Source organism: Ferribacterium limneticum (assembly GCF_020510565.1).
In the GTDB taxonomy this organism is placed as follows: Bacteria; Pseudomonadota; Gammaproteobacteria; order Burkholderiales; family Rhodocyclaceae; genus Azonexus; species Azonexus limneticus_B.
The window spans coordinates 3,636,924-3,649,987 of record NZ_CP075189.1 but is presented as its reverse complement, the minus strand read 5'-3'; the positions used below and the strand labels follow the sequence as shown (position 1 = coordinate 3,649,987).

Annotated in this window: 12 protein-coding genes; 2 read left to right on the top strand and 10 right to left on the bottom strand. The window is 63.3% G+C overall.

The window, feature by feature from the left end:
• Positions 1-17 precede the first annotated feature (17 nt).
• Together KI610_RS17525 and KI610_RS17520 are read left to right on the top strand one after the other, a co-directional pair.
• Positions 18-1,022: a uroporphyrinogen-III C-methyltransferase gene (locus KI610_RS17525; RefSeq protein ID WP_226496230.1), complete on the top strand. Its 1,005-nt coding sequence runs from the start codon at positions 18-20 to the stop codon at positions 1,020-1,022.
• On the top strand, positions 1,019-2,203 hold the full coding sequence (locus tag KI610_RS17520; protein ID WP_226496229.1) for a heme biosynthesis protein HemY: 1,185 nt from the start codon (positions 1,019-1,021) through the stop codon (positions 2,201-2,203). Before KI610_RS17525 ends, KI610_RS17520 begins: the two co-directional genes overlap by 4 nt.
• Positions 2,204-2,229: 26 nt before the next feature.
• Here KI610_RS17520 and hemF read toward each other — a convergent pair whose 3' ends face one another.
• From hemF to murU, 10 genes are all read right to left on the bottom strand, one after another.
• On the bottom strand, positions 2,230-3,132 hold the full coding sequence (gene hemF / locus KI610_RS17515) for an oxygen-dependent coproporphyrinogen oxidase (protein ID WP_226496228.1): 903 nt from the start codon (positions 3,130-3,132) through the stop codon (positions 2,230-2,232).
• Positions 3,133-3,141: 9 nt separating this feature from the next.
• Complete coding sequence (locus KI610_RS17510; protein ID WP_226496227.1) at positions 3,142-4,776, bottom strand: sensor domain-containing diguanylate cyclase; 1,635 nt, start codon at positions 4,774-4,776, stop codon at positions 3,142-3,144.
• A gap of 12 nt (positions 4,777-4,788) precedes the next feature.
• Entirely contained in the window at positions 4,789-6,066 is a 1,278-nt protein-coding gene (gene purD, locus KI610_RS17505; protein ID WP_226496226.1) for a phosphoribosylamine--glycine ligase, read from the bottom strand.
• Positions 6,067-6,093: 27 nt separating this feature from the next.
• A complete protein-coding gene (purH, locus tag KI610_RS17500; protein WP_226496225.1) occupies positions 6,094-7,686 on the bottom strand; it encodes a bifunctional phosphoribosylaminoimidazolecarboxamide formyltransferase/IMP cyclohydrolase in 1,593 nt (530 codons plus the stop codon).
• Between the two features lie 5 nt (positions 7,687-7,691).
• A complete protein-coding gene (locus KI610_RS17495) occupies positions 7,692-7,925 on the bottom strand; it encodes a Fis family transcriptional regulator (protein WP_226496224.1) in 234 nt (77 codons plus the stop codon).
• Positions 7,922-8,938, bottom strand: coding sequence for a tRNA dihydrouridine synthase DusB (gene dusB, locus KI610_RS17490; protein WP_226496223.1), 1,017 nt, complete (start codon positions 8,936-8,938; stop codon positions 7,922-7,924). The genes KI610_RS17495 and dusB overlap by 4 nt, the downstream gene beginning before the upstream one ends.
• Before the next feature lie 69 nt (positions 8,939-9,007).
• Entirely contained in the window at positions 9,008-9,880 is an 873-nt protein-coding gene (locus KI610_RS17485) for a 1,4-dihydroxy-2-naphthoate polyprenyltransferase (RefSeq protein WP_226496222.1), read from the bottom strand.
• Between the two features lie 67 nt (positions 9,881-9,947).
• Positions 9,948-11,093 carry an FAD-dependent monooxygenase gene (locus KI610_RS17480; protein WP_226496221.1) on the bottom strand — a complete coding sequence of 382 codons (1,146 nt, stop codon included), beginning with the start codon at positions 11,091-11,093 and terminating at the stop codon, positions 9,948-9,950.
• Positions 11,086-12,384 carry an aminopeptidase P N-terminal domain-containing protein gene (locus KI610_RS17475; RefSeq protein WP_226496220.1) on the bottom strand — a complete coding sequence of 433 codons (1,299 nt, stop codon included), beginning with the start codon at positions 12,382-12,384 and terminating at the stop codon, positions 11,086-11,088. The genes KI610_RS17480 and KI610_RS17475 overlap by 8 nt, the downstream gene beginning before the upstream one ends.
• Entirely contained in the window at positions 12,381-13,064 is a 684-nt protein-coding gene (gene murU / locus KI610_RS17470) for an N-acetylmuramate alpha-1-phosphate uridylyltransferase MurU (protein ID WP_226496219.1), read from the bottom strand. The genes KI610_RS17475 and murU overlap by 4 nt, the downstream gene beginning before the upstream one ends.

Genomic DNA, 13,064 nt, shown 5'->3' with positions numbered 1-13,064 from the left:
ATCCCTCCCCGACCACGATGACTTATCTCCCGGCGCCGCGCGCCAAAAAGATCAGTCCGTGGCTGTTTGTAGCGATAGCCGCGCTGGCGCTGGCCGGCTGGCAGTGGTTTGAAACCCGCCAGAAGCTGCTCGATGTCCAGCAGGAAGTCAGCCAGAAATTGGCCGAGTTCGACACCGGCAACAAGGAGGACCGCGGCGCCCAGAAACAGTCGCGTGAACAGGTCGAAGCACTGCAGGCCCGCCTCGGCGCCGTCGATGGCAAGATTGCCGAATTCCAGGCCCAGTCAGCGACCCTACAAGCGCTCTATCAGGACATTGCGCGCAGCCGCGAAGAGCTTGCCCTGATTGAAGTCGAGCAGGCCATCGTGCTCGCCGGGCAGCAATTGCAACTGGCCGGCAATCTGCCGGTCGCCGTGCTCGCGCTGCAAACTGCTGATGCCCAGCTGGCCCGCCTCGACCGTCCGGCTCACCTGGCCCTGCGCAAGGCGCTGGCCAAGGATCTGGCCCGTCTCAACGCCCTGCCTTTCGTCGATATGCCGGGCATCAGCCTGCGCCTGGAACAGGTGCTGGTCGGTGTCGACAAGCTGCCGCTGGTTTCCCACGGTCGACCGGGAAAAACGGCCGAAAATGAAAAGGCTGCGGGCGCGCAATCGTGGTGGGAACGCACCGGCGGCGCCATCTGGCAGGAAATGAAGGGGCTGATTCGCATCCAGCGCTTCGACCGCGAGGACGTGGCGCTGCTGGCGCCCGGTCAGGGCTACCTGCTCCGTGAAAATCTAAAGCTGCGCCTGCTCAATGCCCGCCTCGCCTTGTTTGCGCGCGATCAATGGACTTATCGCAACGAGCTCAAAGCCGCGCAGGACATGCTGACACGCCATTTCGACGGCAACGACAAGGCTGTGCAGACGGCCCAGACCACGCTGCGCCAGATGACGGCAAGTGAAATCAACGTCGAGCTGCCGACTCTCAATGAAACTCAGGCGGCCTTGCGCAACCTGCGTCCGGGCAAGGAAAAGCGGTGAGAGGGCTGTTCTGGATTGTCGCCCTGTGCGGCCTGGCCGTCGCCGTCGCGCTCGGCGCCCGCTATAACGATGGCTACGTGCTCGTGGTTTTTCCGCCGTGGCGGGCCGAGGTCTCGCTCAATCTCTTCATCATCGCGCTGCTCACCCTGTTCTTCGTGCTCTACGCCGGAACGCGGGCGCTGGCGGTAACCTTCGGCTTGCCGAAACGCGTCCGTGAATACCGCGCCCAGCGCCAGCGTGAAAGCGCCGGCCTGGTTTTTCAGGACGCCGTTCGTCTGCTCTTTGAAGGCCGTTTCGGCCAGGCGCTCAAAAAGGCGACGGAAGCCCACGGGGCCGGCACCGCGCCCGGCCTCTCGGCACTGATCGCCGCCCGCGCCGCCCAGCGCATGCGCGAGCCGGAAAAGCAGCAATACTGGCTCGAACACGCCAAGACCGATGACCCGCGCACCGAAGCGGCAACGCTCATGCTCGATGCCGAAATGGCCAACGAAGCGCGTCGTTTCGACGAAGCGCTGGCCGCCCTCGAAAAACTGCAGGGCAAGCAGGGCCGCCACATCGCGGCGCTGCGTCTCGAGTTGCGTGCCCGTCAGGGCGTCGGCGACTGGGACGGCGTGCTCAAGCTGGCTCGTCAACTGGTCAAGCGCGACGCGCTGCCGGTCGAAGTGGTTAGCGAAATCCGCACGCAGGCCCATCTCGGCAACATCGCCAAACGCGTCGCTGATCAGGGAAAACTGACTACCTATCTGCGCACGGTGCCCGAAGACGAGCGCGGCCGTCGTGTCGTCCTCGCTGCGGCACGAGCACTGGTCGCCCTGGGGGCCGAGGCCGAAGCACAGAAACTGATTGAATCCGTGCTCGATGCGGTGAAAAACGAAGAGTGGCAACCCGAGCTGGTGGCCATTTACGGCCGCCTGACCAACAATGAGCAGACCGCCCGCATCGCCAAGGCTGAGGGCTGGTTACGCCAGCACCCGGACGACGCCCGCCTGCTCAAGGCGCTAGGCCGCATGTGCATCCGCCAGCGCCTGTGGGGCAAGGCGCAAAGCTATCTCGAAGCTTCCTTGTCGGTCGCCCCTTCGCAACAGGGCCACCTCGAACTGGCCCGGCTGTTCGACCAGCTCGACCGGGCCGAAGAAGCCAACAAGCACTACCGCGCCAGCGCCCTGCTCGACGCCCGCTAGGCGCCGCTGGCGCCTGGCTTTTTATCTCAAACCCAGTCCTGCGGTTTGAGAAAGACTTCGTAGAGTTCGGCTTCAGGCGTGCCGGCTTCCGGTTGCCAGTCGTAGCGCCATTTGACGATCGGCGGCATCGACATCAGGATCGATTCGGTGCGGCCGCCCGATTGCAGGCCGAATAAGGTACCGCGATCCCAGACCAGATTGAACTCGACGTAACGCCCGCGGCGGTAGGCCTGGAAATCGCGTTCGAGCTCGCCGTAAGGCGTGTCGCGACGTTTGGCCAGGACCGGCAGATAGGCTTGGGTGAACGCGTTGCCTACAGCCTGGGTCAGGTTGAAACAGCGCTCGAAACTGCCTTCGTTGAGGTCGTCGAAAAACACGCCGCCGACGCCGCGCGGCTCGTTGCGGTGCTTGAGGAAGAAATACTCGTCACACCACTTCTTGTACTTCGGATAGACCTCGTCGCCGAACGGCGCCAGCGCATCCTTGCAGGTCTGGTGAAAATGGACCACATCTTCCGTTTGACCGTAGTAAGGCGTCATGTCCATGCCGCCACCGAACCACCAGACATCCTCTTCGCCTTCCTTACGGGCGACGAAGCAGCGCACATTCATGTGCGCTGTCGGGCAGTACGGATTGCGCGGATGGAGAACGAGCGAAACACCCATCGCCTCCCAGGCGCGGCCGGCCAGTTGCGGACGGACGGCGGTGGCCGAGGCGGGTAGCGACGAACCGGTGACGTGCGAGAAATTGACGCCGCCGCGCTCGAAGAAACCACCTTCCTCGATCAGCCGCGAAATGCCGCCGCCGCCTTCCGGGCGCTCCCATGAATCGGTGCGGAAAGGCTGGCCATCGAAGGCTTCAAGTTCGGCGACGATGCAGGCTTGCAGTCCCGTGAAATAGGTTTTCAGCTGGGCGGTGTCTATGCTCATTTTGTGTTTTCAGGAATCTGTTGAGGGGGTGGCCGAGGCCTGCAATACATAGCGGTTTCGGCCTTCCGCCTTGGCTTGGTACATCGCGCTGTCGGCCTGGCTAACCAGTTGCTTGACGGTTGTCGTCCCGGCCTGCTCTCCGGCGCAGACGGCAATGCCGATCGAAACGCCGACATGAATCTGCAGGTCGTTGATGACGATCGCTTCGGCGAGCGCATTGATGCATTTCTGGGCGACCCGCTCGGCGGCTTTCTGCGGTTTCTCGGTATCGGTGAGCAGGATCAGAAATTCATCGCCGCCGAGGCGGGCGACGGTATCCACATCGCGAACGGCGGCCTGCAGACGGTGGGCAATTTCACCCAAAACGCGGTCGCCGATGCCATGACCATGCGTGTCATTTACCGGCTTGAAACCATCGAGATCAAGGAAAAGCAGGGCCAGGCCGAGGTGATTGCGCTGTATCCGGTGCAGTTCGTTTTCCAGGCGCTCGTCGATCAGCCGGCGATTCGGCAGGCCGGTCAGCATGTCATGGTGGGCCATTTCGGCCAGACGTTGCTCCTGTTCCAGCAGGCGGTCCTGCAGGCGATTAAAGCTATGCGCGACATCGGCCACTTCATCGGCGGTGTGGGTCGCCACGGGTTGCATCGGGCGCTTGCCTTCGGCCATTTCGTGGAGCTCCCGGGCGAGCAGGGCAATCGGCTTGAGCAGCCGGCTGAGCACGGCGAACAGAACGACGATGCTTGGCAAGGAGAGTAGCGCAGTGATCAACAGGGTGTTGCGCAGCGTGTTCGAAACGGGCTCGAAAGCATCATCGGTCGATTGGCGGGCAACCAGCAGCCAGTTGCTGCGCGGCACTTCGGCGCTAGCGACCAGCTCGTCCTGATTGGCTGCGTTGCGAATGATTTTGATGCCGCGCAGGCCGTTGACCGCCGCATCGAGCACCGGGTCATCGCCGGTGTTGGGCATCGGTGTCACGGCGGTTTCTGCGTCAGAGGTCAGAACAACGAGGTGATGTTGCGGCGAAACGAGCTGGTAACTGCCATTTTTCCCAGGGCTGGTACCGAGAATCAGGTCGAGAAAGCCGGGGGTTGCCAGTGGAGTCACGCCGGCGAGAACACCGAGCAGTTTCTGGTTTGCATCGAAAATTGGAATCGCAATGACCAGTGCCGGCTCCTTGGTTGCCCGGGCGATCAGCGGTTTGCTGATGAAGGGCTGGCGGGTAGTTGTCGCGCCGATGAACCAGTCACGGTCGACAAAGGATTTCGGCCGGGTTTTCAGGCGCGGGGCATCGCCGATGGTCGGCCCGCCATCGGGCGGGATCACCATCAAGCCAATCGGAAACAGGGTGTGGATGGCCTTGCGGTCTTCCAGCCATTGCTGCATCGCCGGCGGATTGCTGAACAGCGCCTCCGGCATGTTGAGCGCGACCCGTTTGAGGCTTTCCAGGCGCAGCGTGACCTTGGCGTCGATGTCCCGGGCAATGTAGTTGACCGTGGTCAGCTGCTGCTTGGACAGCACCTCCTGCATGTCGTCATGCAGGATGCGGGTGGCGAAAAAGGTAATCAGGCTGATGCCGGCCAGAAACAGCAGAACCGATACGACGGCAATCCGCATTTTCAGACTGCTGCCGAACCACGGCATCATCGCCCTGAGTCCTTAGCGGGAGATGGCTCGGTAGCCGATGTCCTTGCGGAACTGCATGCCATCCCAACTAATCTGCACGGCGGCCTCGTAGGCGCGCTTCTGGGCCAACTTGACGTTTTCGCCGAGCGCGGTGACACACAGCACGCGGCCGCCATTGGTGACCACCTTGCCATCCAGTTCAGCGGTGCCGGCATGGAAGACGTGGGCGTCATCGCCGAAGCTGTTGCCAACCGGCAGGCCCTGGATGACGTCACCCTTCTTCGGGGTGTCCGGGTAGTTGGCGGCGGCAAGCACGACGCCCAGCGCAATGCGGCGGTCCCATTCGGCTTCGACCTGATCGAGCGTGCCGGCGATGCCGTGTTCGAGCAGATCGACGAAATCAGACTTCAGGCGCATGAGGATCGGCTGGGTTTCCGGGTCGCCCATGCGGCAATTGAATTCGAGTGTCTTGAGCGAGCCATCCTTGCCGATCATCAGGCCGGCGTAGAGGAAGCCGGTGAACGGGATGCCGTCGGCCGCCATGCCGCGCACGGTTGGTAGAATGATTTCGCGCATGGCCCGGGCGTGGATTTCCGGGGTGACGCACGGAGCAGGCGAGTAGGCGCCCATGCCGCCGGTATTCGGGCCGGTGTCACCGTCACCGATGCGCTTGTGGTCCTGACTGGAGGCGAGGGCGAGGACGTTCTTGCCGTCGACCATGACGATGAAGCTGGCTTCCTCGCCGTCGAGGAAATCCTCGATGACGACGCGGGCGCCGGCATCGCCGAGCTTGTTGCCAGACAGCATGTCGTCGATGGCGGCATGCGCTTCTTCCAGCGACATGGCGACGACGACGCCCTTGCCGGCAGCCAGGCCGTCGGCCTTGATGACAATCGGCGCACCTTGCTTGTCGATGTAGGCATGTGCTGCGGTCGACTCGGAAAAAGTCTCAAAACCAGCCGTCGGAATGTTGTGGCGAGCCATGAAACGCTTGGCGAAATCCTTGGAGGACTCAAGCTGGGCAGCTTCCTTGGTCGGGCCAAAAATCTTCAGGCCACGAGCGCGGAACACATTGACGATGCCGGCGGCCAGCGGCGCTTCCGGGCCGACGACGGTGAGGTGAACCTTGTTCTGCTCGACGAAATCAGCCAGGGCTTCCGGATCGGTGATGTTGACGTTTTCCAGCTCATGCTCGCGCGCCGTGCCGGCATTGCCCGGGGCAACGAACACCTTCTGCATGCCTTGGGTCTGCGCCAGGCGCCATGCCATGGCGTGCTCGCGGCCGCCGGAACCGATGACTAGAAGTTTCATGGCTGATCTCTGTTGGGTTTTGTTTTATTAGTGACGGAAGTGACGGGCGCCGGTGAAGACCATGGCCAGACCATGTTCGTCGGCCGCTGCGATGACTTCCTCGTCGCGCATTGAACCGCCCGGCTGGATGACGGCCTTGGCCCCGGCCGCAGCCAGCACATCGACGCCATCGCGGAACGGGAAGAAGGCATCCGACGCAACGACCGAACCGTTGAGGTCGAGGCCAGCGTGCTGGGCCTTGATGCTGGCGATCTTGGTCGAATCGACCCGGCTCATTTGTCCTGCACCGACGCCGAGGGTCATGCCATTGCCGCAGAAGACGATGGCGTTGGACTTGACGAACTTGGCGACGCGCTCGGCGAAGAGCAGGTCTTCGATCTGCTGGGCAGTTGGCTGAACCTTGGTGACGATCTTCAGGCCGGAAGCCTGCGCCGTGAAATCGTCCGGCGTCTGGACGAGCAGGCCGCCACCGACGCGCTTGAATTCCAGCGTGTTCAGTACGCGGGAAATCGGCACGACGAGGACGCGCAGGTTGGTCTTGCCGGCCAGCGCGGCCTTCGCTTCAGCTGTGAAGGATGGGGCGATCAGCACTTCGACGAAGTGCTTGCGCTCGTTCATGGCGTTCACCACATCGAGGCCGACTTCGCCGTTGAAGGCGATGATGCCGCCGAAGGCCGAGGTCGAGTCGGTCTTGAAGGACTTTTCATAAGCGCCGAGCAGCGTGCCGTCAATGGCCACACCGCACGGGTTGGCGTGCTTGACGATAACGCAGGCCGGGGCGTCGAAGGACTTGACGCATTCCCAGGCGGCATCGGAGTCGGCGATGTTGTTGTAGGACAGTTCCTTGCCTTGCAACTGGGTGTAGGCGGCGATGCTGCCGGCAACCGGGTTCGGTTCGCGGTAGAAGGCGGCGGACTGGTGCGAGTTTTCGCCGTAACGCAGGATTTCCGTGCGGTCGAAGGCCAGTTGCAGCTTGGCCGGGAAGATGGCCGGCACCGGAGCGGCGTCGGCCGGCTTGGCTTCGGCGCCTTCGTCCAGGCCGGTCAGCCAGTTGGCGATCATGCTGTCGTAGCGGGCGGTGTGGGTGAAGGCCTTCTTGGCCAGACCGAAACGCGTCGCCAGTTGCAGGGCGCCGGCATTGGCCTTCATTTCGGCGAGCAGCGGAGCGTAGTCTTCCGGATCGGTGACGATGGCGACGCCGGCATAGTTCTTGGCCGAGGAGCGGACCATGGCCGGACCACCGATGTCGATGTTCTCGATGGCATCTTCCAGCGTCACGCCAGCCTTGGCGATGGTCGCGGCGAAGGGGTAGAGGTTGACGCAGACGATGTCGATGGTCGGAATGCCGTGCGCTTCGATGGTCGCCAGGTGTTCCGGCAGATCACGACGGGCCAGGATGCCGCCGTGCACCTTCGGGTGCAGGGTCTTGACGCGACCGTCGAGCATTTCCGGGAAGCCGGTGTAGTCGCCGATTTCGGTGACGGCGAGGCCGGCGTCACGCAGCATTTTGGCGGTGCCGCCGGTGGACAGCAGCTTGACGCCTTGGGCGGCGAGGCCCTGGGCGAATTCAAGAACGCCGGTTTTGTCGGAAACGGAAATCAGTGCTTGCTTGATGGTCATGGCGATTACAGTAGTTGGTGTTCGGTGAGTTTCTTGCGCAGGGTATTGCGGTTGATGCCGAGCATCTCCGCCGCCAGCGTCTGGTTGGTGCCGGCCTTGGCGAGCACCACTTCGAGCATCGGTTTTTCGACGCTCTTCAAAACCATGTCATAGATCGCGCCCGGCTTTTCCCCGTCCAGATCGCGGAAATACTGCTCCAGTGCGTTGATGACGCACTGCCCCAAATCATGTTGGCTCATGCTGCCAACGCCTCCTCTTTGTCATATTTTAAAATATCGTTTTCTTCCGCCTGGCGGATGAAAAACTCGTTCACTGCCTGCATCTGTTGTTCGATGCTGGGCAGGACGTTCATTTCCTTGCGGAAGGCCGCCGAGCCGACCAATCCCTTGGTGTACCAGGAGATGTGCTTGCGGGCGACCTTGAACCCCGTTTCCGGGCCGTAGAAAGCGTAAAGGTCTTCGAGATGCGCCAGCAGGATGCTGTGAATCTCGGTGACCCTGGCCGGCGGCAGATGCTCGCCGGTTTTCAGAAAGTGTTCGATCTCGCGGAACAGCCAGGGACGGCCCTGGGCGGCGCGGCCGATCATGATGCCGTCGGCGCCGGTGACATCGAGCACGTGCTTGGCCTTTTCCGGCGTCGTGATGTCGCCGTTGGCGATGACCGGAATGCGGATCAGCGTCTTGACCAGCGCGATGGTGTCGTATTCGGCTTCGCCGGTGTATTGCTGGCAGCGCGTCCGGCCGTGGATGGCGACGGCACGGATGCCGGCGGATTCGGCGATGCGCGCAATGGTCGGGGCGTTCTTGTTGGCGATGTTCCAACCGGTGCGGAATTTGAGGGTGACCGGGGTGTTCGGGACGGCGGCGACGACGGCATCGAGAATGCGGCCGACCTGCTCCTCGTCCTGCATCAGCGCCGAGCCGGCCATGACGTTGCAGACTTTCTTGGCCGGGCAGCCCATGTTGATGTCGATGATCTGGGCGCCGTTGTCGACGTTGTGCTTGGCCGCTTCGGCCATCATGGCCGGGTCGGCGCCGGCGATCTGTACGGAGATCGGCGCGACTTCGCCTTCGTGGTTGGCCCGGCGCAACGTCTTCTTGCTGCCGTAGAGCAGCGAGTTCGAGGTGACCATTTCAGAGACAGCCAGCCCGGCGCCCATCTTCTTGCACAACTGGCGGAAAGGACGATCCGTCACGCCGGCCATGGGAGCAACAAACAAATTATTTCGGAGCTGGAAACCGGCAAATTCCATGGGCGTACGAGGGCTCTGGTGAATCTCGGGAAGCCGGGAATTTTACCTGAGTTGGCGCCTAAAAAATAGTCAAATCGTGAAGCTCAGGGTTAACAGCAAAGCAAAAATAAGTTGCAGTCCGGCTGTCGCGGCGAGGATGTTGTTGAACCCCGGGCCGGGGGCTTCGCGGTGGAAGCGGCGGATCAGTTTGACGGCGAGCGGCAGCGACAGCAGTGGCAGGGCGCACGGCCAGCCGAGGTCGGCGAGCAGCGGCAGCAAGGCGTAGGGGGCAAGCATTTCGGCGGCGTAGAGGTGGCGAGTCAGTGGCCGGCCAAGGCGGACGGCCAGCGTGCGTTTGCCGCTTTTGGCATCGCCGTCGAGGTCGCGGTAATTGTTGACGGTGATCACGGCCGCGGCGTGGAGGCCGACCAGCGTTGCGGCCAGCAGTGCGGTGGGCGTCAGGCCAAAGGTTTGCAGGTAATAACTGCCGCCGACCGCGACCAGGCCGAAAAAAATAAAAACGAAGATTTCACCGAGCGGCCCGTAGGCAATTGGCTTCGGCCCGCCGGTGTAGGCCCAGCCGGCGGCCAGCGAGGCGAGGCCGATGGCGACGATGGGCCAGCCGCCGTGGGCGACCAGATAGATGCCGCACAGGAAGGCCAAGGCGAAACTGAGCCAGGCGCCGGTCTTGACCTTGTTCGGTGTCAGCCAGCCTTCGGCGGTGGCGCGTTTCGGGCCGAGGCGGCCCGGTGTGTCGGTACCGCGCAGGAAATCGCCGACGTCGTTGAACAGATTGGTGCCGATCTGGATGAAGGCGGCGCCGAGTGCGGCGGCGAGGAGCGGCAGCCAGAGCCGCGTGCTGCTGTCGTGCCAGGCGATGGCCGTCCCGACGAGTACTGGCGACAGCGATACGGAGAGCGTCTTCGGGCGGCAGGCGAAGAACCAGGCGGTACTTGTTTTCATGCGTCGGTGGGAGGATGGGCGGAGCGGCACTGTAACCGATGCCCGGGCTTGCCGCCTTTGGTCTGGATCAAGGCCAGGCGCGGGCGCCCCAGATCATGCGCTTGGCGACGAAATGGCGGGCCGGCGGGCAGATGTCGAGGGCGAGCAGACCGAGGCCGCGGGCGAGTTTGAGCGGGGCGAAGTCGTTGGAGAAGGTGCGGACGATCTGGTCGGTGAAGAAGGCGCTGGCGCGGCGGTCGAGGCGGCGACTGGCGGCGTAGGTGGCCAGATTGCTACGGTCAACGCCGTTTTTGAGCAAAATTTCGGATAGTTGCCAGGCGTCGCGGATGCCGAGGTTGAAGCCTTGGCCGGAGACAGGGTGCAGGGTTTGCGCCGTGTTGCCGATCCACACTTCGTTGCCCTTGACCAGGGTGCCGCGCAGGCGAAGAAAGAGCGGGAAGCGGCTGCGTATGCCGGGCTTGGCGAAGCGCAGGCGTTGGCCGAACTGTTGTTGCAGGGCGGCAATGAAGGTGTCGTCGTCCATCGCCATGACGGCGTCGGCCTTGGCTGGCGGCAGGGTGAACACGATGGAGAATTCGTCGCCGAGCGGCAGCAGGGCGAGCGGGCCGTCGGGGGTGAAGCGTTCCCAGGCGCGCTTGTTGTGGCCCGGCGTTGGGGTGACTTCGCAGATAACGGCATGCTGTTCGTAGTCGCTGACCTTGACGGCCGGATCGTCGCCGGGCGTGCCTTCGGCGTGGACGAGCAGCTTGGTCCGGATGGTGCGCAACTGGCCGGCATGGCGCAGCGCTACCGTGACGCCGTCGTCGTCGGGCGTGATGTCGAGGATTTCTGCTTCGGCGAGCACGGCATCGGCGGCCAGGTTTTTTGCCAGCGCACCGGCCAGATCGCGGTAGCGGACGACGTAGCCGAGGGCGGGCAGGTCGTATTCCCGGTGGTCGATCAGCGTCCGGCCGAAACCGTCCTTTTGCGAGATGTGGATGGTTTCGATCGGCGTCGCGGCGCGCGTCGGCCAGCTGTTGATCTGTTCCAGCAACTGGCGGGCGCCGTGCGACAGTGCGAGGGCGCGCGGGTCGTCTTGCTGAGCTTGCTGCGGTCGACGGTCAATGAGCAGCGATTTCTGACCGCCGGCGGCGAGCGCCAGATGCAGGGTCATGCCGACCGGGCCGGCGCCGATGATCAGGATGTCGACGTTTTCGACAACGGGCTCAGTCATGGCGCATGACTTCCTCGATTTCGGAGACCGCCTTCGGCGCCGTCGTGAAAATGTCGCAACCGGTTTCGGTGACGCGCACATCGTCCTCGATACGGATGCCGATGCCGGCCAGCGCCGGTGGGATGTCGGCGCCGGGACGGATGTAGAGGCCGGGTTCGACGGTCAGCGTCATGCCAGGTTGCAATTTGGTCCATTCGTCGCCGACCTTGTATTCGCCGGCATCGTGCACGTCGAGGCCGAGCCAGTGACCGGTGCGGTGCATATAGAAACGCTTGTAGTCGCCCTTGTCGATCAGGTTGTCGAGGTCGCCAGTGAGCAGCTTGAGGTCGATCATGCCTTGCGTCAGGACGCGCACGGCGGCATCGTGGCCTTCCATGAAATGGCGGCCGGGGGCGGTGGCGGCAAAGGCGGCCTCCTGGGCGGCGAGGACAATTTCGTACACGTCCTTCTGCGCCGCATTGAAGCGGCCATTGACCGGGAAAGTGCGGGTGATGTCTGCCGCGTAGCCTTCGACTTCGCAGCCGGCATCGATGAGGACCAGCGTGTTGTCGTTGAGGATTTTGTCGTTGGAGACGTAGTGCAGCACGCAGGCGTTGGCGCCGCCGGCGACGATGGGCGTGTAGGCGTGGGCGTCGGCGCCGCGCTTGCGGAATTCGTAAGTCAGTTCGGCTTCGAGTTCGTACTCAGCCAGGCCGGGGCGGCAGGCGTGCATGGCGCGGGCGTGGCCGGAAGAGGCTATGTCGGCCGAGCGCTGCTGGATGCCGGCTTCGGCGCTGTCCTTGACGAGGCGCATGCGGTCAAGTTCTACGCGCAGGTCGTGAATGGCGCGCGGCGCCCGCTTGCCGGCCCGGGTCTGGGCGCGGACTTCATTGAGCGCCTTGGCGATCCGGGCGTCCCACTCGGCGTCGTGGCCGATGGCGTGCCACAGCGTGTCGCGGTCGACGAGGAACTCGGCCAGTTTCTTGTCGAGTTGCTCGATCGGATAGGCGGCGTCGAAACCGAAAGCGGTCTTGGCCGCTTTCGGGCCATAGCGGTAGCCGTCCCAGATTTCGCGCTCTTCGTGTTTTTCGCGGCAGAAGAGGATCGATTTTGGCTTCTTGCCGCCGATCAGCACGACGACCGCTTCCGGCTCGGGAAAGCCGGTCAGGTACCAGAAATAGCTGTCGAAGCGGTAGAGATGGTGGGCGTCGCGGTTGCGGATGACTTCCGGCGCGGTCGGCACGATGGCGACGCCATCGCCGATGGTTTTCAGCAGGCGCTTGCGGCGGGCGAGAAAGTGGGCGTGGCTCATGCGTTTTTGAGTTCCTGATCCAGTTCGGCCAGACGTTGTGGCGTTCCTACATCGACCCAGCGGCCGGCGAAGCGTTCCCCGGTCAGCGTGCTGGCGGCGATGGCAGCATCGAGCAGCGGGCGGAGTTTCATGATCGTGCCGGGTTGGACCCCAGCAAAGAAGGCTGGCGAGAAGACGCCGATGCCGGCGTAGGTGAAGGTTTGCTCCCCATTGGCGTAGACGACGCGTTCGCCGTCCAGGCTGAAGTCGCCGCCCGTGTGGTGCGCCGGATTGGCGACCATGACCAGATGGGTGGCCGGTTTCCAGCCTTCCACGGTCAACCGGAAAAAACGGCCAAAATCGAAATCGCAATAAACGTCGCCATTGACCACCAGAAACGGCTGGTCGCCGAGCAGCGGCAACGCGGTGGCGATACCGCCGGCAGTTTCGAGCGCGCCCGGCGGTTCGGGCGAATACTGAATATGCAGGCCCCATTGCGACCCGTCGCCCAGCGCCTTCTCAATGAGCGAACCGAGGTGGGCGTGGTTGATGACGATTTCCTTGAATCCCGCCGCCGCCAGCCGTTCCAGATGCCAGACGATGAGCGGCTTGCCGCCGGCCAGCAGCAGCGGCTTGGGCGTGTGGTCGGTGAGCGGCCGCATGCGTTCGCCGCGGCCGGCCGCGAGGATGAAGGCTTTCAT

What these genes read in the sequence shown, in the direction of transcription:
- KI610_RS17525 (WP_226496230.1), top strand. Translation starts at nt 18, where the DNA reads ATGACTTATCTCCCGGCGCCGCGCGCCAAAAAGATCAGTCCGTGGCTG.
- hemF (WP_226496228.1), bottom strand. Translation starts at nt 3,132, where the DNA reads ATGAGCATAGACACCGCCCAGCTGAAAACCTATTTCACGGGACTGCAA.
- KI610_RS17510 (WP_226496227.1), bottom strand. Translation starts at nt 4,776, where the DNA reads ATGATGCCGTGGTTCGGCAGCAGTCTGAAAATGCGGATTGCCGTCGTA.
- purD (WP_226496226.1), bottom strand. Translation starts at nt 6,066, where the DNA reads ATGAAACTTCTAGTCATCGGTTCCGGCGGCCGCGAGCACGCCATGGCA.
- purH (WP_226496225.1), bottom strand. Translation starts at nt 7,686, where the DNA reads ATGACCATCAAGCAAGCACTGATTTCCGTTTCCGACAAAACCGGCGTT.
- KI610_RS17495 (WP_226496224.1), bottom strand. Translation starts at nt 7,925, where the DNA reads ATGAGCCAACATGATTTGGGGCAGTGCGTCATCAACGCACTGGAGCAG.
- dusB (WP_226496223.1), bottom strand. Translation starts at nt 8,938, where the DNA reads ATGGAATTTGCCGGTTTCCAGCTCCGAAATAATTTGTTTGTTGCTCCC.
- KI610_RS17485 (WP_226496222.1), bottom strand. Translation starts at nt 9,880, where the DNA reads ATGAAAACAAGTACCGCCTGGTTCTTCGCCTGCCGCCCGAAGACGCTC.
- KI610_RS17480 (WP_226496221.1), bottom strand. Translation starts at nt 11,093, where the DNA reads ATGACTGAGCCCGTTGTCGAAAACGTCGACATCCTGATCATCGGCGCC.
- KI610_RS17475 (WP_226496220.1), bottom strand. Translation starts at nt 12,384, where the DNA reads ATGAGCCACGCCCACTTTCTCGCCCGCCGCAAGCGCCTGCTGAAAACC.
- murU (WP_226496219.1), bottom strand. Translation starts at nt 13,064, where the DNA reads ATGAAAGCCTTCATCCTCGCGGCCGGCCGCGGCGAACGCATGCGGCCG.